The sequence below is a fragment of the Pseudomonas sp. M5A4_2d genome (assembly GCF_053345295.1).
Window position 1 is genome coordinate 830,376 of the sequence record NZ_JBKEZW010000001.1, and the last position, 24,500, is coordinate 854,875.

The 24,500-nt window shown below is 62.2% G+C and carries 23 protein-coding genes; 7 read left to right on the forward strand and 16 right to left on the reverse strand.

The window, feature by feature from the left end; genetic code table 11:
- Positions 1-48: 48 nt before the first annotated feature.
- From ACLBW8_RS03865 to ACLBW8_RS03880, 4 genes are read left to right on the forward strand one after another with little or no spacing between them, the layout of a single operon-like run.
- On the forward strand, positions 49-1,557 hold the full coding sequence (locus ACLBW8_RS03865) for a sugar ABC transporter ATP-binding protein (RefSeq protein WP_447804624.1): 1,509 nt from the start codon (positions 49-51) through the stop codon (positions 1,555-1,557).
- Positions 1,523-2,515 (forward strand): ABC transporter permease, encoded by a 993-nt coding sequence (locus ACLBW8_RS03870; RefSeq protein WP_064453067.1) that lies wholly within the window; start codon positions 1,523-1,525, stop codon positions 2,513-2,515. Before ACLBW8_RS03865 ends, ACLBW8_RS03870 begins: the two co-directional genes overlap by 35 nt.
- Before the next feature lie 27 nt (positions 2,516-2,542).
- Complete coding sequence (locus tag ACLBW8_RS03875) at positions 2,543-3,622, forward strand: alcohol dehydrogenase catalytic domain-containing protein (RefSeq protein ID WP_432750800.1); 1,080 nt, start codon at positions 2,543-2,545, stop codon at positions 3,620-3,622.
- A 1-nt stretch (position 3,623) separates the two neighbouring features.
- A complete protein-coding gene (locus ACLBW8_RS03880; protein WP_447804625.1) occupies positions 3,624-5,156 on the forward strand; it encodes an FGGY-family carbohydrate kinase in 1,533 nt (510 codons plus the stop codon).
- An 11-nt stretch (positions 5,157-5,167) separates the two neighbouring features.
- Here the strand turns inward: ACLBW8_RS03880 and ACLBW8_RS03885 are convergent, their stop codons facing one another.
- A complete protein-coding gene (locus tag ACLBW8_RS03885; RefSeq protein ID WP_447804626.1) occupies positions 5,168-5,308 on the reverse strand; it encodes a hypothetical protein in 141 nt (46 codons plus the stop codon).
- Between ACLBW8_RS03885 and ACLBW8_RS03890 the strand changes: the two genes are divergently transcribed.
- Positions 5,307-6,032, forward strand: coding sequence for an SDR family oxidoreductase (locus ACLBW8_RS03890; RefSeq protein ID WP_447804627.1), 726 nt, complete (start codon positions 5,307-5,309; stop codon positions 6,030-6,032). The genes ACLBW8_RS03885 and ACLBW8_RS03890 overlap by 2 nt on opposite strands.
- Here the strand turns inward: ACLBW8_RS03890 and ACLBW8_RS03895 are convergent.
- The 15 genes from ACLBW8_RS03895 to ACLBW8_RS03965 all read right to left on the reverse strand — a co-directional run bounded on the left by ACLBW8_RS03895 (position 6,029) and on the right by ACLBW8_RS03965 (position 22,238).
- A complete protein-coding gene (locus ACLBW8_RS03895; RefSeq protein WP_432750797.1) occupies positions 6,029-7,033 on the reverse strand; it encodes a LacI family DNA-binding transcriptional regulator in 1,005 nt (334 codons plus the stop codon). The genes ACLBW8_RS03890 and ACLBW8_RS03895 overlap by 4 nt on opposite strands.
- A gap of 58 nt (positions 7,034-7,091) precedes the next feature.
- Positions 7,092-7,955, reverse strand: coding sequence for a LysR family transcriptional regulator (locus ACLBW8_RS03900; RefSeq protein ID WP_447804628.1), 864 nt, complete (start codon positions 7,953-7,955; stop codon positions 7,092-7,094).
- Positions 7,956-8,067: 112 nt separating this feature from the next.
- Positions 8,068-8,322 (reverse strand): hypothetical protein, encoded by a 255-nt coding sequence (locus ACLBW8_RS03905; protein WP_447804629.1) that lies wholly within the window; start codon positions 8,320-8,322, stop codon positions 8,068-8,070.
- Between the two features lie 115 nt (positions 8,323-8,437).
- Positions 8,438-9,838: an amidase gene (locus ACLBW8_RS03910; RefSeq protein ID WP_447804630.1), complete on the reverse strand. Its 1,401-nt coding sequence runs from the start codon at positions 9,836-9,838 to the stop codon at positions 8,438-8,440.
- Entirely contained in the window at positions 9,835-11,103 is a 1,269-nt protein-coding gene (locus ACLBW8_RS03915; RefSeq protein WP_447804631.1) for a Zn-dependent hydrolase, read from the reverse strand. Before ACLBW8_RS03915 ends, ACLBW8_RS03910 begins: the two co-directional genes overlap by 4 nt.
- A 13-nt stretch (positions 11,104-11,116) precedes the next feature.
- Positions 11,117-11,812, reverse strand: a complete 696-nt coding sequence (locus ACLBW8_RS03920; RefSeq protein WP_064453058.1) for an ABC transporter ATP-binding protein — start codon at positions 11,810-11,812, stop codon at positions 11,117-11,119.
- A complete protein-coding gene (locus ACLBW8_RS03925) occupies positions 11,812-12,561 on the reverse strand; it encodes an ABC transporter ATP-binding protein (RefSeq protein ID WP_221295169.1) in 750 nt (249 codons plus the stop codon). Before ACLBW8_RS03925 ends, ACLBW8_RS03920 begins: the two co-directional genes overlap by 1 nt.
- On the reverse strand, positions 12,558-13,568 hold the full coding sequence (locus ACLBW8_RS03930; protein WP_447804632.1) for a branched-chain amino acid ABC transporter permease: 1,011 nt from the start codon (positions 13,566-13,568) through the stop codon (positions 12,558-12,560). Before ACLBW8_RS03930 ends, ACLBW8_RS03925 begins: the two co-directional genes overlap by 4 nt.
- Position 13,569: 1 nt before the next feature.
- Complete coding sequence (locus ACLBW8_RS03935; protein WP_262665406.1) at positions 13,570-14,430, reverse strand: branched-chain amino acid ABC transporter permease; 861 nt, start codon at positions 14,428-14,430, stop codon at positions 13,570-13,572.
- 68 nt (positions 14,431-14,498) lie between these two features.
- Positions 14,499-15,701, reverse strand: a complete 1,203-nt coding sequence (locus ACLBW8_RS03940; protein ID WP_447804633.1) for an ABC transporter substrate-binding protein — start codon at positions 15,699-15,701, stop codon at positions 14,499-14,501.
- 242 nt (positions 15,702-15,943) lie between these two features.
- On the reverse strand, positions 15,944-16,714 hold the full coding sequence (locus tag ACLBW8_RS03945) for a FadR/GntR family transcriptional regulator (protein WP_447804634.1): 771 nt from the start codon (positions 16,712-16,714) through the stop codon (positions 15,944-15,946).
- A gap of 109 nt (positions 16,715-16,823) precedes the next feature.
- Complete coding sequence (locus ACLBW8_RS03950; RefSeq protein ID WP_447804635.1) at positions 16,824-17,579, reverse strand: alpha/beta hydrolase; 756 nt, start codon at positions 17,577-17,579, stop codon at positions 16,824-16,826.
- 103 nt (positions 17,580-17,682) lie between these two features.
- On the reverse strand, positions 17,683-19,098 hold the full coding sequence (locus ACLBW8_RS03955; RefSeq protein WP_221295165.1) for an efflux transporter outer membrane subunit: 1,416 nt from the start codon (positions 19,096-19,098) through the stop codon (positions 17,683-17,685).
- Entirely contained in the window at positions 19,091-21,064 is a 1,974-nt protein-coding gene (locus ACLBW8_RS03960) for a MacB family efflux pump subunit (RefSeq protein ID WP_447805013.1), read from the reverse strand. Before ACLBW8_RS03960 ends, ACLBW8_RS03955 begins: the two co-directional genes overlap by 8 nt.
- 1 nt (position 21,065) lies before the next feature.
- Positions 21,066-22,238: an efflux RND transporter periplasmic adaptor subunit gene (locus ACLBW8_RS03965; RefSeq protein WP_262665398.1), complete on the reverse strand. Its 1,173-nt coding sequence runs from the start codon at positions 22,236-22,238 to the stop codon at positions 21,066-21,068.
- A 256-nt stretch (positions 22,239-22,494) separates the two neighbouring features.
- On the opposite strand from ACLBW8_RS03965, the gene ACLBW8_RS03970 reads away from it, so the two are divergent.
- Together ACLBW8_RS03970 and ACLBW8_RS03975 are read left to right on the forward strand one after the other, a co-directional pair.
- Positions 22,495-22,977 (forward strand): sigma-70 family RNA polymerase sigma factor, encoded by a 483-nt coding sequence (locus ACLBW8_RS03970; RefSeq protein WP_432750792.1) that lies wholly within the window; start codon positions 22,495-22,497, stop codon positions 22,975-22,977.
- Between the two features lie 119 nt (positions 22,978-23,096).
- Positions 23,097-24,434: a lysine N(6)-hydroxylase/L-ornithine N(5)-oxygenase family protein gene (locus tag ACLBW8_RS03975; protein ID WP_128587269.1), complete on the forward strand. Its 1,338-nt coding sequence runs from the start codon at positions 23,097-23,099 to the stop codon at positions 24,432-24,434.
- Positions 24,435-24,500 lie beyond the last annotated feature (66 nt).

The following is a 24,500-nucleotide window of genomic DNA, read 5'->3' on the forward strand; positions in this document are numbered from 1 at the left end:
CGCAACCCGTGGGGCTTAAGGTCACCTACTGAATACGAGGTCGGCGGTATGAGCAGTCTTCTGAAGCTGGAAAATATCTGTAAGCGTTACCCGGGCGTACAGGCCCTCAAATCCATCAACCTGCAAGTGGAGCGCGGCGAGATCCATGCGCTGCTCGGGGAAAATGGCGCGGGCAAATCGACCCTGATGAAGATCCTCGGCGGCGTCGAGCATCAGGACGAAGGGCAAATCCTGATCGACGGCCAGGCGCGGCAGTTCGCGACCTACCGCGATGCGATTGCCGCCGGTATCGGCATTGTGTTCCAGGAATTCAGCCTGATTCCCTACCTCACGGCCGTGGAAAATATCTTCCTCGGCCATGAGTTGAGCAACCGCTTCGGCCTGTTGCGCAAGCGTGAGATGGTCGAAGCATCCGAGGCGTTGTTCAAGCGCCTGGGCGTGACGATCGACCTGCAATGTGCGGTCAAGCACTTGAGTGTGGCCGAGCAGCAGTTTGTCGAAATCGCCAAGGCGCTGGCCCTGGATGCGCGCTTGCTGGTGCTTGATGAGCCGACCGCTACCCTCACGCCCAGCGAAGCCGAGCTGCTGTTCGACATCATGCGCGAGCTCAAGCGCCAGGGCGTGGCGGTGATTTTTATCTCGCATCACCTGGAGGAGATTTTCCAGGTGTGCGACCGCATCAGTGTGCTGCGCGACGGCGGCAATGTGGGCGTGACCGATGTGGCCGACAGCGATATCGACCGCCTGGTCGAGATGATGGTGGGCCGCCGCCTGGAATGCAGCTTTCCACCCAAGCCGACTACCGAGCGCGGCCCGCTGTTACTGGAGGTCAAGGACATCCAACTGGTGCGCAACGGCCCCCACAACAGCTTCCAGCTGCACAAAGGCGAGATCCTCGGCTTCGCCGGGCTGGTGGGCTCAGGCCGCACCGAACTGGCGCTGGGCATGATGGGCGCGCTGCCGTCAGTGAGCAAAGACGTTTGGCTGCGCGGCGAAAAAGTCACGCTGGATGACCCGGCGCAGGCCCTGGCCCAAGGCATCGGCCTGCTTCCGGAAAGCCGTAAGAGTGAAGGGCTGATCACCGATTTCAGCATTCGCGAAAACATTACCCTGAACAACCTGCCCAAATACCAGAACGCCAGTGGCTTGATCGATAAGGGCCGCGAATGCGCCAGCGTCGACAGCCTCATGACGCAGCTGTCGATCAAAGCCCCCAGTGGCGAAAGCCGGGTGTTCAACCTCAGCGGCGGCAACCAGCAAAAGGTGGTGATTGCACGCTGGATCAACCACCACTGCGACGTGCTGGTGTTCGACGAACCCACACGCGGCATCGACGTCGGCGCCAAGGCACAGATCTACGCACTCATGCGCAGCCTCACCGAACAGGGCTACGCAATCATCATGATTTCCTCCGAACTGCCGGAAGTCATCGGCATGTGCGACCGCGTCGCCGTGTTCAACAAGGGCGCCATCGTCAAGGTACTTGAAGCGTCCGCCGTCAATCCTCAAGAGGTCATGCGCCATGCAACAGGGGGCTCAAGTGAATACGTCCATTAACACCGGCGACACCGGCCGACTGCGCCTGAACCTGGCGCGGCTGGTGCGTTCGCCGGCGTTTTATCCCTTTGTCGGGCTGGTGGTGGTGACCCTGGTGATGATCCTCGCCAGCGACACTTTCCTCACCGCCAGCAACTTGTCGAACATCGCCCGCCAAGTGTCGATCAACGCGATTATCGCGGTGGGCATGACCTGCGTGATTCTCACCGGCGGCATCGACCTGTCGGTGGGGCCGGTGATGGCGCTGTCCGGCACCCTGACCGCCGGCCTGATGGTCGCAGGCCTGCCTCCGGGCCTGGCGATTGGCGCCGGGATGTTGATCGGCGTGGCCTTTGGCATCGGCAACGGGCTGTTCGTCGCCTACCTGCATATGCCGCCGATCATCGTCACCCTGGCGACCATGGGCATCGCCCGTGGCCTGGGCCTGATGTACACCGACGGTTACCCGATTTCCGGGCTGCCGGAGTGGTTCGGCTTCTTCGGTCGCCAGAGCCTGTTCGGCATCGAAGTGCCGATCCTGATCATGCTAATCACCTACTTTGCTGCCTACGTGTTGCTGCAACACACGCGCATCGGCCGCTACATCTACGCCATCGGCGGCAATGAAGAAGCGGTGCGTTTGTCCGGGGTGCGCGCGGCGCGTTTCAAGTTGCTGGTGTACGGCATCAGTGGCTTAACGGCGGCGATTGCCGGGCTGGTGCTGACCTCACGCCTGATGAGCGGCCAGCCGAATGCCGGCGTGTCGTTCGAGTTGGATGCGATTGCGGCCGTGGTGCTCGGCGGAGCCTCGATTGCCGGCGGGCGCGGCGTGATCGTCGGCACGTTGCTCGGCGCGATGTTGCTTGGCGTATTGAATAACGGCCTGAACATGCTCGGCGTCTCGCCCTACGTCCAGAGCGTGATCAAGGGCGCAATCATCTTGCTGGCGATCTTTATCAGCCGTCAGCGCCATAAATAAATCCCTCTCAAGACAGGATCGAACACCATGGACAAGCACACCGAAATGCAAGCCGTCGTCTGCCACGGCCCGAAGGACTACCGCCTGCAACGCATCAGCAAACCCCAGGCACGCCCCAATGAACTGGTGATCCGCATCGCCGCCTGCGGCATCTGCGCCAGCGACTGCAAATGCCACTCGGGTGCGGCGATGTTCTGGGGCGGCGACAACCCGTGGGTCAAGGCACCCGTGGTGCCGGGCCACGAGTTTTTTGGCTACGTGGTGGAAGTGGGCGAGGGCGCTGAAGAGCACTTTGAAGTCGCGGTCGGCGACAAGGTCATCGCCGAACAGATCGTGCCGTGCGGCAAGTGCCGCTTCTGCAAGTCGGGTAAATACTGGATGTGCGAGGTGCACAACATCTTCGGTTTCCAGCGTGAAGTGGCCGAAGGCGGCATGGCCCAGTACATGCGCATTCCCAAAACCGCTATCGTGCACAAGATTCCGGAGTCGGTATCGCTGGAAGACTCGGCGCTGGTGGAGCCCATGGCCTGCTCGATTCATACCGTCAACCGAGGCGAAATCCAGCTGGATGACGTAGTGGTGATCGCCGGTGCGGGCACCCTCGGGCTGTGCATGGTCCAGGTGGCCGCGCTGAAGACCCCGAAAAAACTGGTGGTGATCGACATGGTCGATGAGCGCCTCGAACTGGCCAGGCAATTCGGCGCCGACGTGGTGATCAACCCATCCCGCGACAATGCCCGCGAGATCATCAACGGTCTCACCGACAACTACGGCTGCGACGTGTACATCGAAACCACCGGCGTACCGGCCGGCGTGACCCAGGGCCTGGACCTGATCCGCAAGCTCGGGCGCTTTGTCGAGTTCAGCGTATTCGGCGCCGAAACCAGTGTCGACTGGTCAATCATCGGCGACCGCAAGGAGCTGGACGTACGCGGCGCGCACCTGGGCCCCTATTGCTACCCGATTGCCATCGACCTGTTTGAACGCGGCCTGGTCACCTCCAAAGGCATCGTCACCCATGACTTCCCGCTGGATAACTTTGCCGAAGCGTTCGAGTTGGCCAACTCGACGAAGTCGATCAAGGTGCTGTTGAAGCCGGTGCTTTGAGATGAACTATGTCATGGGTGTCGACATTGGAACCCAGAGCACCAAGGCGCTGCTGGTGGATGGTCAAGGCACGATCATCGCGCAGCACAGCCAGGGGTATCGCGTGGATACCCCGAAAGTGCGCTGGGCCGAGCAATGGCCGCAGGTCTGGCTCGATGCGGTCGAGGCCTGCGTGGCGCAGTGCATGGCCAAGGCCGGCGTGGCAGCGCAGCAGGTCAAGGCGCTGTGCATCAGCAGCCTGTACGGTGGCTCGGGGATTGCGGTGGATGCGCAAATCACACCGCTGCACCCGTGCCTGATCTGGATGGACCGCCGTGCCGGCGAGCAGGTGGCCTGGGTGCGCGAGCATGTCGACCTTGAGCGCTTGTTTGCGGTCACCGGCAACTCGGTGGACAGCTACTACGGCTTCACCAAGATGCTCTGGCTCAAGCAGCATCAGCCGCAGGTGTGGGCCAATACGCGTTACCTGCTGCCGCCGAACAGCTATATCAATTGGTGCCTGACCGGTGAGTTGGCGGTGGACCATAGCAGCGCCGGCAATATCGGCGGCGTCTATGACGTGGCGCAGCGGGGCTGGTCCGAGGAGATGCTCGCGGCGCTGCAGATTCCCATGGCGATGATGCCCGAGCGGCTGGTGTATTCCGGTGAGGTGGTGGGTGGGCTGTTGGAGAGCTGGGCCCTGCGCCTGGGCCTGCAGGCAGGCACACCGATCCTCGCCGGTGGCGTGGACGCGGCCATGGCCACTCTGGCCGCAGGCGTTACGCAGCCGGGCAATCACGTGGCGATGATCGGCACCAGCATGTGCTGGGGTTATTTGAACCAGCACGTCGATGCACGCCACGGCCTGGTGAGCATGCCGCATGTCTACAACGGCCATCAGGACTTGTACATCTTCGGCGGTGCAATCACCGCCGGGGCATCGGTCAGCTGGTTTCGCGAGCAGTTCTGCCAGGCCGAAGAGCAACAGGCCAAAGCCAGTGGCCAGGACAGCCTGGTGTTGCTGGAACAGAGCGCAATGAAGATCCCGGCAGGCAGCGAAGGCTTGTTGTTCCTGCCGTACCTGATGGGCGAACGCAGCCCGGTATGGGATGACCACGCCAGCGGCAGTTTTGTCGGGCTGAACCTGTATCACAGCCGCATTCACCTGTACCGCGCGGTGTTGGAGGGGGTAAGTTTTGCCCTGCGGCACAATATCGAAGCCGGCACCCAGGGCGCGCAATCGCTGGACCCGCGCCTGATTGTGGTCGGTGGCGCGAGTCATTCGGATTTGTGGATGCAGATTATTGCGGACATCACGCGGTACCCGGTTTACACCATCGTTCAAGAAGTTGAGGCGGCGATGGGCGCAGCGTTGCTGGCCGCGCATACGGTGGGGTTGGTGAGTGATGGGGAGATGGAGAAGGGCTGGGTGCAATTGGAGCTGCGCGCGCAGCCCAAACGCGAAAATGTCATGACCTATGACCGCGCGTTTGGCGAGTATTTGAAGCTGTATCCCGCGCTGAAACCGATCATGCACAGCTTGCAAACCAACTGAATTTACACGGTTCAATTGTGGGAGCGGGCTTGCTCGCGAATGCGATGTGTCAGCAGCAGATTTTTGGCTGATACACCGCATTCGCGAGCAAGTCGAATCGTCGCACCGCCGCTCCCACATTGGATCTTCACTTTTTCGAGACCGTGATTCATGACCACCACCTTCAACTTCACCCACCAGCGCATCCTCGTCACTGGCGCCACCAGCGGCATTGGCCATGAAATTGCCCTTCAGCTCATCAACAGCGGCGCCGAAGTCTTCGCCCTTGGCCGCGACGCCGAGGCCTTGGCCAAGTTGGGCTGCAACACCTTATGCGTGGACATCGCCGACAGCGCCGCCCTCGACAACGCCCTGCACGACCTGCCGCCACTGCACGGCCTGGTCAACTGCGCCGGCATTTCCCGTCTTGAACCCGCCGCCGCGATCAGCGCTGCCGCGTTCGACCAGGTGATGAACGTTAATGCCCGCGCCGCCGCCCAGGTCGCGAGCCGGGTCGCTGCAAAAATGATCGAGGCGAAGATTGCCGGTAGCATCGTCAACGTCTCCAGCCAGGCCTCGCTGGTGGCGTTGGACGATCACCTCAGCTACTGCGCCTCCAAGGCTGCACTGGACGCCATCACCCGCGTGCAATGCGCCGAGTGGGGCCGCTTCGGCATTCGCGTCAACAGCGTCAACCCCACGGTCACCCTCACGCCGATGGCCGCCATGGCCTGGTCGGACCCGGCCAAGCGCGACCCGGCGCTGGCAGCCATCCCCTTGGGGCGTTTTGCTGAGACGCTGGACGTGGCGCTGCCGGTGCTGTTCCTGCTCAGCGATGCCGCCGGCATGATCAGCGGTACAAGCCTGCCGATCGATGGCGGCTACACCAGTCGCTAGCCGTTTTCCAACTGGCCGGCGATGACCACCTTGTCCCGTGGCTTGTACGGGTCTTCCAGGCGGTCAAGCAACAGGCGTACCGCGCTGCTGCCGGCCAGGGAGGCGTCGTGGGCCACGCAGGCGATTGGCACACCAAAGATATCGGCGAAGGGCAGGCGGTCGATGCCGCAGATGGTTAGGCTTTCATGGGGGATGTTGTGCATGCGCAAGGCGCGCAGGGCGCCGAGGGTGATCAACTGGTTAAAGCCCATGATCGCGTCCGGCGCGCAGTGTTCGGCGAGGTAGTCGAGGGTATGCAGGTAAGACGGCATCAGCGTGTAGTCGCCGGCCTGTACTTCGACCTGAATGTGGGGGTGTTCGGCCAGCACTTCGCGCAGGCCCTTGAGGCGCTCCACGGTGATCCGTGAATGCTCGGGGCCGGTCAGCACCAGCAGGCGCTTGAGGTCGGGCGTCTGGCGCAACAGGTAGTGCGCGGCCTGAATGCCGCTGTGGTAATTGTCGAGCACCACGCGGCTGAACGGGCTGTCGTGGATCGTACGGTCGAGCAGCACCACCGGGGTCTTGCCGTTGCCCAGCCGCTCCAGGTAATCGGGCTGGTAGCTCGGCTCATCAGAGACCGGCGACAGGATGATTCCCGCCACGCGGTAGCCCAGCAACGTGTCGACGGCTTTGCTTTCCAGCTCGGCCAGTTCGTCGGTGTCCACCAGCATGATGGTGTAGCCGTGCTGTTTCGCCTCGCGGGAAATCGCCTTGATCATTTCGCTGTAGAACGGGTTGTCCACCGACGCGGTGATCACGCCAATGATCAGGCTTTCACTGCGTTTGAGCCCACGGGCGAAGGCGTTGGGCACATAGTCCAACTCCCGCGCGACTTCGAGGATGCGCGCCAGGGTGGCGGGTTTGACCTGATCAGGTTTGTTCAGCGCCCGCGAGACCGTGATGGTGGTCATTCCGACCCGTTTGGCAATGTCGCTGATGGTGACAGACTTTTTCTTGTTCATCGGTAAGGCTGCGAAAGGAAACACCCGCAGGCTAGCACGCGCCGTGGTGTACGGTGATTCAAATCAGCGGGTCCCAGCGTTGTGACCAGTCACTTTCGGCTTTGACCACCTCGCGCAGCAGCGCCAGCGCCTGCTGCAACACTGCACAATCGCGCGCGCGTGAGTACACCAGGTAGGTCGGGAAACTGAATTCCGGCGCCTTCGGCACCCGCTGCATCACGCCGCTGTCCAGGTAGCTCTGCACCACGCGCGTGCGGAAATACCCGGCACCGCCATTCTCCAGGATGTACTGCAACGCCAGCGGCCCGAGGTTGAAGCTCAGCGCGGCACGGGCTTTGTCGGGCAGGGCAGCATCATGTTGCTGGCGAAAACCCGGGCCCCAGTCGATGTAGACGTACGGGGCCGGCTTACTCGCCAGTTGCACCAGGATCAGTTTTTCTTCCAGCACCTGTTCCACCTGCAACCCCGGCCAGTACTGCGGTTGGAACACCAAGGCCGCATCGAGCACGCCCAGTTCCAATTGACGCAGCAGGTAGTCGCCTTCGCGCACTTCGGTGCGCAGGGCGTGCCCCGGGATGTGTTCGCGCAGGGCCTGCGCCCAGCCGAGCATCAGCGGGTTGCACAGGCTCACCTCGCCGCCGATATGCAGCACATTGCGGTAGCCATCCGGTAGCGGCAGGTCACGCTTGGCGGCTTCCCAGGTTTGCAGCAACTGGTTGGCGTAGACCACAAAGGCTTCGCCATCGGCGGTCAGCCGCGCACCGGCGCGGTTACGCACAAACAGCGTGCTGCCCAACTGGCTCTCGAGGTTTTTTACGCGTGCGGTGATGGCGGTCTGGGTGACGTGCAGTTTCTCGGCCGTCGCAGCCAGGCTGCCGCAGCGGGTGATTTCGAGAAAGGTGCGTGCCAGTTCGATGTCCATAAGCGTCCCGGGTGATGAAGAGGGACAGTGTAATGGAATGTGCTCAAAACGGTGGGCGCTGGCAAGCCAGAACCCACAGTTGACTGCATTTCAGCGCAAGGTTGGCTGAGCGTTACTGGAGACCGATGGACCAGCTGTGTGTGGTCTGGTCGTCGTGGCGCTGTTCAAGGTCATCTTCATACTGGCAGCGCGGGCCTTTGCAGGTGTACTCGAATGTCACCGGCGGCTTGGTCTTGACCGGGAATAACGATTTGGCGGTCGCGGGGGCGTCGTGTGCCGCTGCCTCGGTGACAGGTGCTTCGTACGTCAAGTCCAGCGCGGTGGCGTGGGCCATGGCCGGCAGGAGGGCGAGTACGGCACTCGTCATAACGGTCCTGGTGAATAGCATTGGAAACAATCCGCGCAACAAAAAATGAGGCGCGAATTATAAGTCAAACGCGACCGGAGATGCACACGGCAATCCCCGGTCGAAAAAACGCCATTCAGAGCATGCGCGGTGCTTCAAGGTGTTCGGTGGGAAATACCTTGGCATACACCTGGCAAACCCGCAGCACCTGCTCATCGGCAAACCGCGCGCCCACCACATGCAAACCCACCGGCAAGCCATTCGCCGCCAACCCGCACGGCACCGATGCCGTCGGTTGCTGTGTCAGGTTGAAGGGATAGGTAAACGGCGTCCACTCCATCCACTCATGCATGCCCGAACCCGGTGGCACGTTGTGCCCGGCCTCGAACGCAGTGATCGGCATCATCGGCGAGACCAGCACGTCGTAGTGCTCATGGAAGGCCGCCATCCTGGCGACCAGTGCCGCGCGGGCTTCGAGGGCAGCGCTGTAGTCGCTGAGGCTGAGCTGTTCGCCGCGTTGCGCAATACGCAGCAAGCCCGGGTCCAGCAGCTGTTTTTGCGCCTCGCTCATCGGCCCGGTCAGGCGTGCGGCGCCGGCGGCCCACAAGGTGCTGAACACCTCCAGTGGGTCGTTGAAACCCGGGTCGATCTGCTCGACATGCGCGCCCAATTGCACCAGGCCCTCAACTGCTTCTGCGACCACCTTGGCGACGTGCGGATCAACATCCACGTAGCCGAAGGTCGGGCTGTAGGCAACACGCAGGCCCTTCAAGTCCGTACTCGGCGTGAGCCACGGCGAGGTTCGTGGTGCACCGATCAGGCCATCGCGCGCATCCGGTTGAGCGACGGTTTGCAGCATCAGCACGCTGTCTTCGACGGTGCGGGTCATCGGCCCCAGGTGCGACAGGATTGTCATGGAGCTGGCCGGCCATTGCGGTACATACCCAAAGGTCGGCTTGAGGCCGAAGGTGCCGGTGAATGCGCACGGAATTCGGATCGAGCCTCCGGCATCGCTGCCCTGGTGCAGTACGCCAAGGTTCAGCGCCGCCGCCGCGCCGGCACCACCGGACGAGCCGCCCGCTGTGGTGCGGGTGTCCCATGGGTTACGGGTGATGCCGTACAACGGGTTATCGGTGACGCCTTTCCAGCCGAATTCAGGGGTGGTGGTCTTGCCCAACAGTACCGCGCCGGCTTTGCGCATCAAGGCCGAGAAGGGCGCGTCCACGTCCCATGGGCCTTCGGTTGAGGAGGTGCGCGAACCCTTGCGGGTGGGCATGCCAATCGTCAACGTGAGGTCTTTTATTGATGACGGCACCCCATCCAGTGCGCCGCACGGTTGACCTTTTATCCAACGTTGTTCCGACGCCCGCGCAGCCTGCAATGCACCTTCAGGGTCAACATGGCAGTAGGCATTCACCACCGGGTTGTAGCGTTCGATACGCAACAAGGCGTCCTCGGTGACTTCCACCGGCGACAGGGTTTTGTCGCGAAAATGCTCCAGCAGTTGCACTGCCGTCAGTTGGCCAATCTCACTCATGCCAGGTCCCCCTGGGCTGCGTTGACCATGGCGCGCAGCAATACCGCGCAGCCCGCCGCCAGGTCATCCGGCGCAGCGTTTTCGATTTCGTTATGGCTGATGCCGCCTTCGCACGGCACAAAGATCATCCCGGCCGGGCCCAGTTCGGCGACGAAAATCGCGTCGTGCCCGGCGCCGCTGACAATGTCCATATGGCTCAGGCCCAGGGTGCTCGCGGCGTCACGCACGGCCTTGACGCAGGCCGGGGCGAAGTCCAGTGGCGGGAAGTCGGCGGTCGGCGTCAGTTCAAAACTCAGGCCGTGGCGTTGGGCCGTGGCTTCGATCACACCGCGTACCTCATCCACCATCGCCTGCAGGGTGTCGGCATGCAGGTGGCGCAGGTCGATGGTCATGTGCACCTGGCCGGGAATCACGTTGCGCGAGCCCGGGTGCAGGTTCAGGCAACCGACGGTGCCACAGGCGTGGGGCTGTTGCTGATGGGCGATACGGTTGACCGCGCTGACCACCTCGGCGGCGCCCACCAGGGCGTCCTTGCGCAGGTGCATCGGTGTGGGGCCGGCGTGGGCTTCGACGCCGGTGAGGGTCAGGTCGAACCACTTCTGGCCGAGGCAACCCATGACCACGCCAATGGTGGTGGCCTGGTCTTCCAGCACCGGGCCTTGCTCGATATGCGCCTCGAAATATGCGCCCACCGGGTGGCCGAGCACCGCACGCGAACCGGCATAGCCGATGCGCTGCAATTCGGCACCCACCGACAGGCCTTGCTCGTCCTGTTTGTCGAGGGTGTCCTGCAAGTCGAACTTACCGGCAAACACCCCGGAGCCCATCATGCACGGCGGGAAACGCGAGCCTTCTTCGTTGGTCCACACCACCACTTCGATCGGCGCTTCAGTCTCCAGCTGCAAGTCATTGAGCGTGCGGATCACTTCCAGCCCGGCCATCACCCCGTAGCAGCCGTCGAACTTGCCGCCGGTGGGTTGGGTGTCGATATGGCTGCCGGTCATGACCGGGGGCAGGGCGGGGTTACGCCCGGCCCGGCGTGCAAAGATATTACCGATGGCGTCGACACTGACGCTGCACCCGGCCGCCTCGCACCATTGCACGAACAGGTCGCGGGCCTGGCGGTCGAGGTCGGTGAGCGCCAGGCGGCACACGCCGCCTTTAACGGTGGCGCCGAGCTGGGCCAGGTCCATCAACGATTGCCACAGGCGGTCGCGGTTGATCAGCGGGGCGTTGCTCTTGAGTGGTTGCGCAAAACTGTTCATGTGCAATCTCCGGTCAGGCACTCAGGGCCAGGTAGCGGTTCTTGATCGTCGGGTCGGCGCGGAAGGCGGCGGCGCTGCCTTCGTACACCACGCGGCCCTGTTCGAGCACGTAATGGCGGTCGGCGAGCTTGTCGCAGACCACCAGGTTCTGTTCCACCAGCAGCACCGGCAGGCCATCGTCCTTGACCTTGCGCAGGATCTTCACCAGCTCGTCGACGATCACCGGGGCGAGGCCTTCGGTGGGCTCATCGAGAATCAGCAGCTTGGGATCGTTGAGCAGGGCGCGGGCGATAGCGAGCATCTGTTGTTCGCCACCGGACAGGGCGTGGCCGGCGTTTTTACGGCGTTCCTTGAGGCGCGGGAACATGCCGTACACGTCGTCCATCTGCCAGCGGCTGGTCTTGCGCACGGCGATGCGCAGGTTTTCCTCTACGGTAAGCAGGCGGAAAATCCCGCGGTTCTCCGGCACCAATGCCAAACCCTGGCGAGCGATTTCAAAGATTTTTTGCCCGACCAGCGCCTGGCCGTTGAAGTGAATCTGGCCCTGGCGCGGGCAGATAATGCCGAGGATGCTGCGCAGCGTGGTGGTCTTGCCGGCGCCGTTGCGGCCGAGCAGGGTCACCAGTTCGCCGGGGTTGACGGTCAGCGACACGCCTTCGAGCACGTGGCTCTTGTCGTAGTAGGAGTGGATATTCTCGACGATCAGCATCAGGCGGCTTCTCCCAGGTAAGCGGTGCGCACGCGTTCATCGGCGCGCACGAATTCCGGCGTGCCTTCCACCAGGATCTGCCCGTGGCTCATCACCGTGATGCGTTGGCTGATAGACATGACGATGCTCATGTTGTGTTCGATCAGCAGCACCGTGTGGTCGCGGCCGAGGTCGCTGATCAGTTGGGTCATGATCGGGATGTCATCGATGCCCATGCCCGAGGTGGGCTCGTCGAGCATCAACAGTTTTGGTTTGGAGCAGATCGACATGCCCACCTCCAGCACCCGCTGCTGGCCGTGGGACAATTCGCCGGCCAGGGTGTCGGCGCGGGCAGTGAGCTGCAGGCGTTCGAGCACTTGGTCGGCCATCTCCAGGTGTTCGCGCTTGCTGTCCACCCGACGCCAGAAATTCAGCGCCTTGGCACCGTCGCGGCCTTGCGCCGCCAGGCGCAGGTTCTCGCGCACGCTGAGGTTCTGGAACAGGCTGGTGAGCTGGAACGAGCGCGCCATGCCCAGGCCGACGCGGGCGTGGGCGGGTTTACGCATCAGGTTCTTGCCGTCGAAATGAATCGCTCCGGCGGTGGCCTGGCGTTCGCCGGTCAGGCAGTGGAACAGGCTGGTCTTGCCCGCGCCGTTAGGGCCGATGATGGTGTGGATGGTGCCGGCTTCGACCTTGAGGTTGACCCCGTTCACTGCGTGGAACGCGCCATAGGCCAGTTCCAGGTCTTTGGTTTCCAGCAGGATGCTCATAGCCCTTCCTCCTTGACGACGACGGCGGTTTTGCGGCTGCCACGTACGCGTTCGAACAGCGACGACAAACCGCCCCACAACCCACCACGCATGAAGATCACCACCAGGATCAGAATCACCCCGAGCAGCATCAGCCAGCGCGGCCACAGGTCGGAGAGGAAGTCCCCCAGCAGCACGATGGAACCGGCGCCCAGCAACGAGCCGAACAGCGAGCCGGTGCCGCCGACGATGGTCATGATCAGGATGTTTTCGGACATCGCCAGGTCGATATTCGATAGGGGTACAAAGTGCAGCAGCATGGCGTACAGCGCGCCCGCAATCCCGGTGACCGCGCCGGACAGCACGAACACCAGGATCTTGAAATGGCGCGTGTCGTAGCCGATGGCCGAGGCGCGGGTCTCGTTTTCGCGGATCGCCATCAAGGTGCTGCCGAACGGCGAAGCGATCACGCGGCGTGCGCCGATAAAGATCAGCAGGAACAGCACTGCGACAAAGCCGTAGAACGCGCGGGCGTCGCTCAACGACAACAACACGGTGTCACCGATGCGGATTTCCGGGCGCGGTACGCTGAGCAGGCCGTTGTCGCCGCCGGTCCAGTCGCTGAGGGTGTAGGCGACGAAGTAGGCCATCTGGCTGAACGCCAGAGTCAGCATCACGAAGTAAATGCCGGTACGCCGGATCGCCAGGGCACCCACCAACAGCGCCAGGAAACCACCGGCCACGGCGGCGCCGAGCAGGGCGGTGAACAGGCCCAGTTGCAGGTGGATCATCAGCAGTGCCGCGCAATAGGCGCCAGCCCCGAAGAAGATGCCTTGGCCAAACGACAACAGCCCGGTGTAGCCCAGCAACAGGTTGCAGGCCAGGGCGGCCATGGCAAAGATCAGGATCTCGGTGGCCAGGGTTGCCGACGGTAATACCAACGGCAGGCCGATCAGCACCGCCAGGACCCACAGCAACATGGCTTTGGACTGGGTCTTGGCGAACGGCAGGGGGTTTTTCTCGCTCATGTCAGGCTCTCCCGAACAGGCCGTAAGGACGCACCAGAATCACCACGGCCATCGCGCCGTAGATCATCAGGCTCGCGCCTTGGGGCCAGAGTGTGGTCATCAGGCTTTGCACCACGCCTACCAGTAAACCGCCGACCAGTGCGCCGCTGAAGGAGCCCATGCCGCCGATCACCACCACCACGAAGGCTACCCCGAGAATTTCCGGGCCGACGAAGGGTTGGGCGCCACGCAACGGAGCGAACAGCACGCCGGCGACGCCGGCCAGGGCCACGCCCAGGGCAAAGGTCATCGAAAACAGACGGAAGATATTGGTGCCCAGCAGCGATACGGTTTCAGTGCTTTCACTGCCCGCGCGCACCAGGGCGCCAAAGCGCGTGCGTTCCAGCAACAGCCACAGACCCAGGCCCACCATCCCGGAAAACACGATCAGAAACAGGCGGTAGTAGGGGTAGACGAAATCACCCACCACCAGCACGCCGCGCAGCAGTTCCGGTACGGCGACGCTTTTGCCCACCGGGCCCCAGATCATCACGCTGGCTTCCTGGATGATCAGCGCAATCCCTAAGGTCACCAGAATCTGGAACATGTGCGGCAAGTGATAAATCCGCTGGATCAATAATCGCTCGATGACCCAGGCCAGTGCGGCCACCACCAGCGGCGCGATCAGCAGCGCCAGCCAGAAGTTGCCGGTGAGGCTCACGGCGGTGTAGCAGATGTAGGCCCCCAGCAGGAAAAACGCGCCGTGGGCGAAGTTGACGAAGTTGAGCAGACCGAAAATGATCGTCAGCCCGACCGCGATCAAAAAGTAGATCATCCCCAGCCCAAGGCCGTTGAGTATCTGGAACAGGTAAAGATTAAGCATGCAGAAACCCTCGGACAGGTGGCCGCGGGGGCGGCCCTGTCGTGTGCAACCGGTAATGGTTCAGCGGATCAGCCGAGCACGCAGCTCGTGGCTTCCACCGGCGGGAAGGACTGGCCGGCGCTGAGCACTTTGGCCAGGTCGTCCTTGTCGGCCATGTCGGTGCTGGCTTTGCCGATCATCAGGTAGTAGTCCTTGATCACCTGGTGGTCACCGGCGCGGATTTGCTCCTTGCCGGTCGGGCCTTCGAAGCTCAAGCCTTGCATGGCCTTGGCGACGATCGGGCCGTCGAAGCTGCCGGTGGCGATAATGGTATCGAGCATGACCTTGGTGCTGATGTAGTCGGCGGCCAATGGGTAGGTTGGGTTGATGCCGTACTTGGCCTGGGTCAGCTTGACCAGTTCACGGTTGAGCGGGCTGTCGACCTGGTGCCAATACTGCGCACCGAGGTACACGCCTTCGAGCACGTCGCTGCCCAATTCCTGGAATTGATCAAGGCCGGCGGACCACACCAGCAGCACTTTCATGCGCTCCTTGATGCCGAAGTTCACCGCCTGGCGCAGCGTGTTGGACGACTGGCTGCCGAAGTTGAGCAGGACCAGCACATCGGGTTTGGCCGCGATGGCGTTGGTCAGGTAGCCGGAGAACTCTTGCTCCTGTAATGAGTGATAGCTGTTGCCGACGTGTTCCAGGCCGTTGTCCTTGAGCACGGTTTTCGCGCCTTCGAGCAAGGCTTCGCCGAATACATATTGCGGGGTGATGGTGTACCAGCGCTTGGCGTCCGGCAGTAGCTTGATCAACGGCACGATGGTTTCGCGGATCGCGCCGTAGGTGGGTACCGACCAGCGGAAGGTCGCCTTGTTGCAGTCCTTGCCGGTGACTTCATCGGCACCCACCGGGGTCATGAACACGCCGCCGACCTTGTCTACTTCCTTGGCCACCGCCAATGCCGATGACGACAAGGTGCAACCCTGGAAGAACCGTGCGCCATCCTGCTGGATCGCCTCCTGCACCTTGCGCACCGCCTTGCCGGCGTTGCCTTCGGTGTCGATGACTTTGTAGTTCAGTGGGCGGCCGAGAATCTCGGGATGCTGCTCCACCGCCAGCCGCGAACCCATGTCGGCAAACTTGCCATAGCTGGCAAAGGCGCCGGACATGGATTTGAGGCCGTAAAAGGTAAAGGGCTCGGCGGCGAATGCAGAGCGCACGCTCAGCGGAAGGCTGAGCGCGGCGGCGGCGGTAAGACTGGCTTTCAACAACGTACGACGCTGCATGGGGTAACTCCCTGGATTAGTTATTGGCAGGAGCGGCAATGGCGATACGGTGGAGCTGGCCTGTGGACAGGCCTGTTATTGAATTGGGTGAAACGGTCTGACGATTTAAGCTCGGTCAAATGTGGGAGCTGACTTGCCTGCGATGGCATCAACTCAGTTCGACTGATGAACCGGGGCGCCTGCATCGCAGGCAAGCCAGCTCCCACATGGATTGGGTTTGCACAGGGGGATTGATGGTGTTCTCAGTGGTTGTGATCAAACTCCAGCAAAAAGTGCGGGCTGACCTCGCCTTCAAGGGCGCTCATATGGTGTTCGGCGTCGCACATGTGTTCATGCATCAAGCTGCGCACCGTGCTTTCATCCTCGGCGCGAAAGGCGATCAGCAACTGCTTGTGGTAGTCGAGGTTGGCCGCGTCGAACTGCTTGCGCTTGGGCTTGTAGGCTTTTTTCAGCACCACCAGGTCGCGCAGCAGGTCGTTGAGAAACTGCGCCATAAAGCTCAGCAGCGGGTTAGGGCACGCGTTGGCCAGCAGATTATGGAACTCCAGCTCCGCCAGCCGTTGTTCGCGCTGGCCGGCTTCGCTGTCTTCCGGCGCGCTGCAAAAATCCACGTTGTCTTGCAGGGCCTGGTAGTCGTCTTCACTCAAGCGCCCGAGCACCGACACCGCCAGTTCCACCTCGATGACCTTGCGCAGTTGGTACACCTGCTCGCCGTCCAGGTGCTGGAAGTGCAGGTAGTTGCGCAAGGCGCGGCTGGCCGGTTCAGTGCCGGCCTGATTCAAGTAAGCGCCACCGCTGGGGCCGGTGCGCGTGCTCACCAGGCCTTCCACTTCCAGCGCCTTGAGCGCTTCACGCGCCGACCCTTTGGAGCACTGGAAGCTTTCCATCAGTTCGCGTTCGGTGGGCAGGCGGTCGCCGGGCTTCAGGGCATCGGTAACGATGGAGCGCTTGACCGACTCGACAATCACGTCGGAGAGCTTCTGTCGTTTGCGTCGTAGCGGACGGCTGAGCATGGTGGTCTATTGATCCTATTAATGCGGATAAATAGCACTTAATAACGATTGGGCAGGAGCGTCAACGCAGGGTGTCGTTTTCGAGGCGAACAGGTCGTAAACGCGGTGATTATTCCCAGTTACCGAGGTCGAGGCAGCGCGTCGAGGACGGCGGCTGTTTGCCGGACACCAGAAAATCACCCACCCACCGGTTGACGCACCCGGCGGCAACGGGTTTAGCCGACTCCTTGAGCAACAGCTGCTCGACGCCGGCAGCGATCGGTTCACCGTGCTCGGTGTTGACCAGGACCATGCGTGCAACGCGTTCCGGAAACAGCGCGGCATACCGGCCACCGACCCGGGTGCCTTCAGCGTTGCCCAGGTAGTTGAGCTGGGTGTCGCCCAATTGCGCGCGCACGAACTCCATATCACGTGCGGCCTGCTCGACACCGTTCTGTTGGCTGAGGTCGCGGGGGCTCAATTCGATGACGTCATATCGGTTGACCAATGTGCGATAGGCCTGGGTGGCGTAGGACTCCCAGCGGCTGACCAAATGGATGGCGAAGGTCGTGCCCTGACCCTTTTGCGGTGCCCCCGACTGGATGAACACCATGCCCTCACGGCTGAGCGGTTGCCGGGCGCCGACACGGGTCAGCGATAGGCGCACATTGCCACGCTTGGGGTCGGCATAGTCGCGAGGCACGTTTACCCTGCCGCACTGGGTTCGGTCCAGCACCTCTGGGTCCGGCCGTTCGAAGGCGGGGAAGGGGCAGTCCAGCAGCCAGTCAATTGCGCTGGGCACAATCAGGGGCGCGGCAAGCGCCCGGGTTGCTATCAGCCAGAGGCAGATGCACACCAGGCTTCTTACTAGAATGCTGGGCTTCATCAAGAGGTTCCGGGCAGCCGTTTTAAGGCGGCTTTTTTACCAAGGACCTTGGGTCAAAGAATGTAGGGTTGATAAACGCTTTGTGTAGGAATGTGGAGTTTTGTTATCGGATTTTGGCATCCCAGCCGCCACCCAGGGCTTTGTACAGCGCAATGCTGGCTTGCAGCCGTGACAATCGCAGTTGCACATTCGCGTCCTGGGCCGCATACAGCGTGCGTTGGGTTTCCAGCACGGTCAGCAGGTCTTCGGCACCGGCCTGGTAGCGGCTTTCGGCGATCTTGAAGGCGGTCTGGGCCTGTTGCAGTTCCTCGGTTTGCCACTGACGCTGCTGGTCCAGGTGGGTGATGCTGCTGAGGGATTTCTCCACATCGGCAAAGCCGTTGATGATCGCGCCACGATAGGTTTGCAGCAGTTCGTCCTGACGCGCGCGCGCCTTGTCGCGTTCGGCGCTTAAACGTCCATTATTGAAGATCGGCGCCACCAGGCCCGAGGTCAGGTTGTAGAACGGACTGCGCAGCAGATCTGCGGCCTTGTAGGACCCCGAACCCAGCGTGGCGCCCAAGGTCACTGTGGGCAGCATGGCCGAGCGGGCCACGCTCACATCGGCACTTGCCGCCGCCAGTTGTGCTTCGGCCTGAGCCAGGTCGGGGCGACGGCTGAGGAGTTGGCTGGGCACGCCCGGGCCAATGACCGGCCAGGTCAGCGCCTGGAACGGCTCGCTGCCCAGGTCCAGGGCCTGCACCGGCTGCCCGAGAAGGGCCGCGAGGGTGATCAACGATTCTTCGGCCACTTGCTGAATCAGCGGCAACTGGCGTTGCTGGCTGGCCACCAGACTCTTTTGTTGCGCCAGTTCCAGTGCGGTGGCTGAGCCCGCGTCGTAGCGGGTTTGCACGAGGTCGAGCACATGGCGTGCATTCGCCAGGTTGAGCTCGGCGATCTGTTGGCGTTGGCGAGCAGCAAGCGTTTGCGCATAGCGGTCGGCCACGTTGCTGAGCAGTGTCAGCTCCACGGTGGCCTGGTCAAACTCACTCGCTCGCAGGCTTTGCAGTGCGCTGTCGCGGGCGGCGGCGCGCCCGCCCCAGAAGTCCACTTCATAACTGGCGGTAAGGTTGGTGCCAAAGCTGTCGACGGTTTTGTTGCTTTCTGTGGCGTCCAGCGAGGCGTTACCGCTGCCGCGCAGCAGTTTTTCGCGGCTGGCGGTGAGGTTGAAGTTCACTTCGGGTAACAACGGTGCCCCGGCAATGACCGCACTGGCCTGGGCCTGGCGCACCCGTGCCATGGCGGCGGCCACGTCATGACTGTCGCGGCGAGCCTGGTCGATCAAGCGGTTGAGTTGCGGGCTGCCGAATTGCGTCCACCAGCGCTGGTTGGTCGCCTGCGCTGCCTCCCGCTCGGCATATTGCCACGCCGCAGGCGGCGCAATGCCGCTGTCGACGTCGTACGGAGTGCCTGCGCAGGCGTTGAGCAACAGGCACAGGCTAAGCAGCGACAGGTGCGGTGTGATGGATCGTTTATTCACTGGTCAACGCCTTAACCGGATCGAGCCGGGCAGCTTTACGGGCCGGCATAAAGCCGAATGCGACACCGGTGACCAGTGCACAGCCAAATGCGCCGAGTACCGCCACCAGGGAAAACTGCACGGCGACTTCTGCCAGCACCAGCACGCCGCCTACGAGCAATGCGAGGGCAATGCCGAACAGGCCGCCGACGACCGAGAGCATCACTGCCTCGGTGAGAAACTGGCGCAGAATGTCACGCTGGCGCGCCCCGGTAGCCATGCGGATACCAATTTCGCGGGTACGCTCGCGCACGGTCATCAGCATGATATTCATCACCCCGATCCCGCCCACCAGCAAGGAAATCGCAGCGATCGAACCGAGCATCAGCGACAGCGTATTTTGCGTGCGTGCCTCGGCCTGGATCATCGCCGCGTCATTGGTCAGGTGGTAGTCGCGCTTGTTGTTGTGCAGCGTTTGCATCAGTTGATCGATGGCTTTTTCAGCCTCATGCACCTTGCGCGCATCGGCGGCGGCAATCACCACGTATTCGGGGTTATAGGTGCCTAACAGGCGCACGCTGGCGGCGGTGTAGGGGATGGCAACGCGGTCGTCGCTGTCTTGCAAGCCGGAGCTGGAGCCTTTTTCCGCCAGCACGCCAATCACTTGGAACGGCACGTTTTCTATCAGAATGTATTGGCCGATGGGGTCGATAACGCCCTTGAACAGCTTTTCGCGTACGCGATGACCGATCACTGCCACCGTCGCCCCGGAGCGCTCATCGGCCTCGGTGAAGTAGCTGCCCTCGACCACCGGCCAGTTGAAGATGTCCGGGAAGTTGGTGTCATTGCCGCCGACATAAGCCATGTAGTCGACATTACCGAAGCGCACACCGGCATAGTTGCCATTGACGGGCATGATGCGCTTGACCTGCGGCAGCGTCGCCAGGGCCGCGACATCGTTGAGGGTCACGATACCCATCGGTGTGCGCGGGTTAGGTGATGACCCGCTGAGGTAGATGATGTTGGAGCCGAACGCACCCATCTGCGCCATCACCTGGCGTTTGCTGCCTTCGCCCACTGCCAGCATCACCACCACCGACGCCACGCCGATGATGATCCCCAGCAGCGTCAGCGCGGTACGGAACCGGTTGATCCACATGACCCGCCAGGCAGCCAGCACGGCGTCCATCAGTTCGGCTTTCCAGGCGCCGTTATGTTCGGCGCCGTCGGCGAGGCGCTGGCGCAGGTCGACGGCTTGCAGCGCGTCGCTGTTGGCCGTGACGGGCACATGGGTTTCGCTCAATGCCGAATCGCGGATGATCAGGCCGTCGCGAATCTCGATGATGCGGTTGGCCCGCGCCGCGACTTCGCGGTCGTGGGTAATCAGGATGACCACATGGCCCTGGCTCGCCAGTTCGTCCAGCAGGGCCATTACTTCGGCGCCACTGTGGCTGTCGAGCGCGCCGGTGGGCTCATCGGCGAGGATGATATGCCCGCCGTTCATCAGTGCGCGGGCAATCGACACACGTTGTTGCTGGCCGCCGGAGAGTTGGTGCGGGCGGTTGCCGGTGTGATCGGCCAAACCCAGGCGGGTGAGCAGGGCCTTGGCGCGGGCATGGCGTTCGGTTGCACTGATACCGGCATAGATCGCCGGCATCTCGACGTTTTCCTGGGCCGAGCCCGAAGGGATCAAGTGGTAACCCTGGAACACAAACCCAAAGGCTTCTCGGCGAAGCCAGGCCAGTTCGTCGCTGCCCAGATGCGCGACGTTTTCCCCCGCGAACCGATATTCGCCTTCAGTGGGGCGGTCGAGGCAGCCGAGGATATTCATCAAGGTGGATTTGCCTGAGCCGGAAGCGCCGACGATGGCGACGAATTCCCCGGCATGGATCGACAGGTCGATCCCACGCAATACATCGACCTGCGGGCTGTCGCCGCCGCCGTAGGATTTGCGGATGTTCTTGAGTTCGATCAGCGGCGTGGTCAAATCAGCCCCCACTGCCGTTGGCCGGGCCGATCAACACATGATCGTCTTCGTTCAGGCCTTCCAGCACTTCAACCCGCAAACGGTCGCTGATACCCAGGCGTACTTCGCGTTTTTCGATGGCGCCGTTTTTGGCCACGACCCGGGCGATCGGCTTGTCGGCGCCAGGGCTGCCGAGCAGGGCCGCTACCGGTAGGGTGAGGACGTCCTTGACCTGGCTGGCGACAAAAAATACTTGAGTGGTCATTTCGGCCATCAGCGCGTTATCGGCGTTGTCCACATCAAGCAGCACGGTGTAGAGCACCACGCGGCCACTGCCGGTTTTGCTCGTACTGTTTGGGCTGCCATTGCCCTGGCTGGTTTCATTCAGCGGCTTGGGCGGTATCGGCAGAATCTGGCGTACGGTGCTGGTCCAGCGCCGGCTGCCGCCGCTGAGAGTAGTGAAATAGGCGGTCATGCCGGGTTTGACGTGGCCAATGTCGGCTTCGGAGACCTCGGCCCACACGGTCATCGGCGACAGCCGGGCGATGCGCAGGATCAGCGGCGTCTGTTGTTGAGCGTTGAGCGTCTGGCCAACCCGCGCGTCCACTGCGACGACTGTGCCGGCCATCGGTGCGAAGATGCGCGTGTAGCCCAACTCGGCTTCGTCGCTGCGCAGGCTGGCCTGGGCCTGGCGGATCTGCGCCTGGAACATCCCGACGCGCGCCTGGGTGGCGTCCAGCTCGGCCCTGGCAGTTTGCACGTCTTCTTCGCGGGTGGCGTTCCCGGCCGCGAGGCGTTGCTGGCGTTGGTATTTCTGGCGCGCCAGTTCGTGCTGAGCCTTCTGCTCCTGCAACTGAGCCTTGAGGTTTTCGATGGCGTAGCGGCTGGCGTCGAGTTTGGCCTGTTGCGTGGCGGGGTCGATTTCCACCAGCAATTGGCCTTCCGAGACCTGATCCCCGGCTTCGACATGGATCTTGCGAATCTGCCCGGACGCCTGGGCGCCCACATCGACGTACCGGCGCGGTTGCAGGGTGCCCAGTGCCGTGACGCTGTTTTCAATGTTACCGCGCGTTACGGTGACCGTGGCCAAGGTGTCGCGGCCTGGCGGTAGTACCTGCCAGGCGGCCAGCGCAATGAGGGGAATCAGGCACGCGACAGCAAGCAGGGCGCGTCGGGCGGGGCGAGGGCGTTTCATGCGTTGGTTCCAGCCAGGAAGTTTGGACCGCAGTTGCGGAGGGCTGACTGTTATACGAGAAAATCGCCCGAAGATTTAGGTGCTTACATATGCCGTAACAGCTCCTTTGAATAAAAAAATCGTGCGTTGATGCAAGACTTCTTTAAAAGTAGATGAGAATTACTATAAATTGCACGCACTCAAACTGCCACTATCCGCTGGCTGTCGTCTTTAGCATTCAAGGATCTGATGCCGTCTTCCCAGGCGGTCGGGAGTCATGTTGGAAAACTACTATCGCGAGCTGGTGTGTTTCCTCAACGCCAAGCTGGGCAACCGTCAGGTGGCCGAGGATGTGGTGCATGACGCTTATGTCCGGGTGCTGGAGCGCGCCAGTGACACGCCGATCGAACAGCCGCGCGCCTTTTTGTACCGCACCGCGTTGAACCTGGTGATTGACGGGCATCGGCGCAACGCCTTGCGCCAGTCCGAACCCCTGGAAGTGCTGGACAGCGAAGAACGCTTCGCCACCAGTTCACCCCATGCCAGCCACGATCAGGCCCGCCGCCTCGATATGCTCGAGCGCGCACTGGCCGAGCTGCCGGCGACCTGTCGCGAGAGCTTCCTGCTGCGCAAGCTCGATGGCCTGTCCCACCCGCAAATCGCCGAGCACCTGAGCATTTCCCGCAGCCTGGTGGAAAAACATATCGTCAATGCCATGAAGCATTGCCGGGTGCGTATGCGCGAGTGGGACGCGCACTGATCAATGATTAGTTAAATTTTATTTCACTGTCCTCGTTTCCTATCAACACATGACCTGTTGTTGAGGTCTTGCAGGTATTCCCGCCCCACCGCCAAGGGGCTTATCCAGAGGACACTGGAATGACACAGGCAATTGCTTCGCCCGCGGTTCACGACCTGATCGGTATCGGTTTCGGCCCATCGAACCTTGCGCTGGCCATCGCCCTGCAGGAGCGTGAAAAAGCCCAGGGCAAACTGGATGCACTGTTTCTCGATAAGCAGGCCGACTACCGCTGGCACGGCAATACCCTGGTGACCCAGAGTGAACTGCAGATTTCGTTCCTCAAGGACCTGGTGACCTTGCGCAACCCCACCAGCCCTTACTCCTTCGTCAACTACCTCAAGGCCCACGACCGCCTGGTGGACTTCATCAACCTGGGCACCTTTTACCCGTGCCGCATGGAGTACAACGACTACCTGCGCTGGGTTGCCGGGCAGTTCCAGGCCCAGGCACGCTATGGCGAGGAAGTGCTGGCCATCGAGCCGATCCTGCATCAGCAACACGTCGAAGCGTTGCGCGTGATCTCCCGCGATGCACTGGGCGAGCAGCATGTGCGCACCACCCGTTCGGTGGTGGTCAGCGCCGGTGGCACGCCTCGTGTGCCGCCGGCGTTCAAGGCGCTCAAGGAGGACGGCCGGGTGTTCCACCATTCCCAGTACCTGGCGCGCATGGCCCAGCAGCCATGCGTTGAAGGCAAAGCGATGCGGATTGCGATCATCGGTGGTGGCCAGAGCGCGGCTGAAGCCTTCATCGACCTCAACGACAGTTTTGCGTCGGTGCAGGTCGATATGATCCTGCGCGGTTCGGCACTGAAGCCAGCCGATGACAGCCCGTTCGTCAACGAAGTGTTTTCACCGGCGTTTACCGATCTGGTGTTCCAGCAAGTCGGCGCCGAGCGTGAGCGGCTGGTCGCCGAATACCAGAACACCAACTACTCAGTGGTGGACCTGGACCTGATTGAGCGGATCTACGGTATTTTTTACCGCCAGAAAGTCTCCGGCGTTGCCCGCCAGGCCTTCCGCACCATGACCGTGGTCGAAAAAGCCACCGCCGGGCCACTGGGCATCGAGTTGACGCTGCGCAACAACGCCAGCGGCGAAACCAGCCTCAGCCATTACGACGCAGTCATCCTGGCCACCGGCTACGAGCGCCAGATGCACCGCGAACTGCTGGCGCCGCTGGAAGCCTATATGGGCGACTTCGAGGTCGCCCGCGACTATCGCATCGTGACGGACGAGCGCTGCAAGGCCGGGATCTACATACAGGGTTTCAGCCAGGCCAGCCATGGCTTGAGTGACACGTTGCTCTCGGTATTGCCGATTCGTGCCGACGAGATTGCCGCGTCGCTGTATGAAAACGATCGCAGCCGGGGCAAGGGGCGTTCGGTGCAGGATTTGCTGCTGGCCACCGCCAGCTGACAGGCTGCACTTGTGACGGGCAGGGCTGCCTGATACTGTACAAAAAACCAGTATCGGTAGCCCTCC

Coding starts and splice junctions, on each gene's coding strand:
- ACLBW8_RS03865 (WP_447804624.1), top strand. CDS start 49: ATGAGCAGTCTTCTGAAGCTGGAAAATATCTGTAAGCGTTACCCGGGC.
- ACLBW8_RS03920 (WP_064453058.1), bottom strand. CDS start 11,812: ATGCTGATCGTCGAGAATATCCACTCCTACTACGACAAGAGCCACGTG.
- ACLBW8_RS03910 (WP_447804630.1), bottom strand. CDS start 9,838: ATGAGTGAGATTGGCCAACTGACGGCAGTGCAACTGCTGGAGCATTTT.
- ACLBW8_RS03945 (WP_447804634.1), bottom strand. CDS start 16,714: ATGCTCAGCCGTCCGCTACGACGCAAACGACAGAAGCTCTCCGACGTG.
- ACLBW8_RS03895 (WP_432750797.1), bottom strand. CDS start 7,033: ATGAACAAGAAAAAGTCTGTCACCATCAGCGACATTGCCAAACGGGTC.
- ACLBW8_RS03950 (WP_447804635.1), bottom strand. CDS start 17,579: ATGAAGCCCAGCATTCTAGTAAGAAGCCTGGTGTGCATCTGCCTCTGG.
- ACLBW8_RS03885 (WP_447804626.1), bottom strand. CDS start 5,308: ATGAATCACGGTCTCGAAAAAGTGAAGATCCAATGTGGGAGCGGCGGT.
- ACLBW8_RS03870 (WP_064453067.1), top strand. CDS start 1,523: ATGCAACAGGGGGCTCAAGTGAATACGTCCATTAACACCGGCGACACC.
- ACLBW8_RS03940 (WP_447804633.1), bottom strand. CDS start 15,701: ATGCAGCGTCGTACGTTGTTGAAAGCCAGTCTTACCGCCGCCGCCGCG.
- ACLBW8_RS03905 (WP_447804629.1), bottom strand. CDS start 8,322: ATGACGAGTGCCGTACTCGCCCTCCTGCCGGCCATGGCCCACGCCACC.
- ACLBW8_RS03915 (WP_447804631.1), bottom strand. CDS start 11,103: ATGAACAGTTTTGCGCAACCACTCAAGAGCAACGCCCCGCTGATCAAC.
- ACLBW8_RS03925 (WP_221295169.1), bottom strand. CDS start 12,561: ATGAGCATCCTGCTGGAAACCAAAGACCTGGAACTGGCCTATGGCGCG.
- ACLBW8_RS03935 (WP_262665406.1), bottom strand. CDS start 14,430: ATGCTTAATCTTTACCTGTTCCAGATACTCAACGGCCTTGGGCTGGGG.
- ACLBW8_RS03890 (WP_447804627.1), top strand. CDS start 5,307: ATGACCACCACCTTCAACTTCACCCACCAGCGCATCCTCGTCACTGGC.
- ACLBW8_RS03900 (WP_447804628.1), bottom strand. CDS start 7,955: ATGGACATCGAACTGGCACGCACCTTTCTCGAAATCACCCGCTGCGGC.
- ACLBW8_RS03975 (WP_128587269.1), top strand. CDS start 23,097: ATGACACAGGCAATTGCTTCGCCCGCGGTTCACGACCTGATCGGTATC.
- ACLBW8_RS03970 (WP_432750792.1), top strand. CDS start 22,495: ATGTTGGAAAACTACTATCGCGAGCTGGTGTGTTTCCTCAACGCCAAG.
- ACLBW8_RS03965 (WP_262665398.1), bottom strand. CDS start 22,238: ATGAAACGCCCTCGCCCCGCCCGACGCGCCCTGCTTGCTGTCGCGTGC.
- ACLBW8_RS03875 (WP_432750800.1), top strand. CDS start 2,543: ATGGACAAGCACACCGAAATGCAAGCCGTCGTCTGCCACGGCCCGAAG.
- ACLBW8_RS03930 (WP_447804632.1), bottom strand. CDS start 13,568: ATGAGCGAGAAAAACCCCCTGCCGTTCGCCAAGACCCAGTCCAAAGCC.
- ACLBW8_RS03880 (WP_447804625.1), top strand. CDS start 3,624: ATGAACTATGTCATGGGTGTCGACATTGGAACCCAGAGCACCAAGGCG.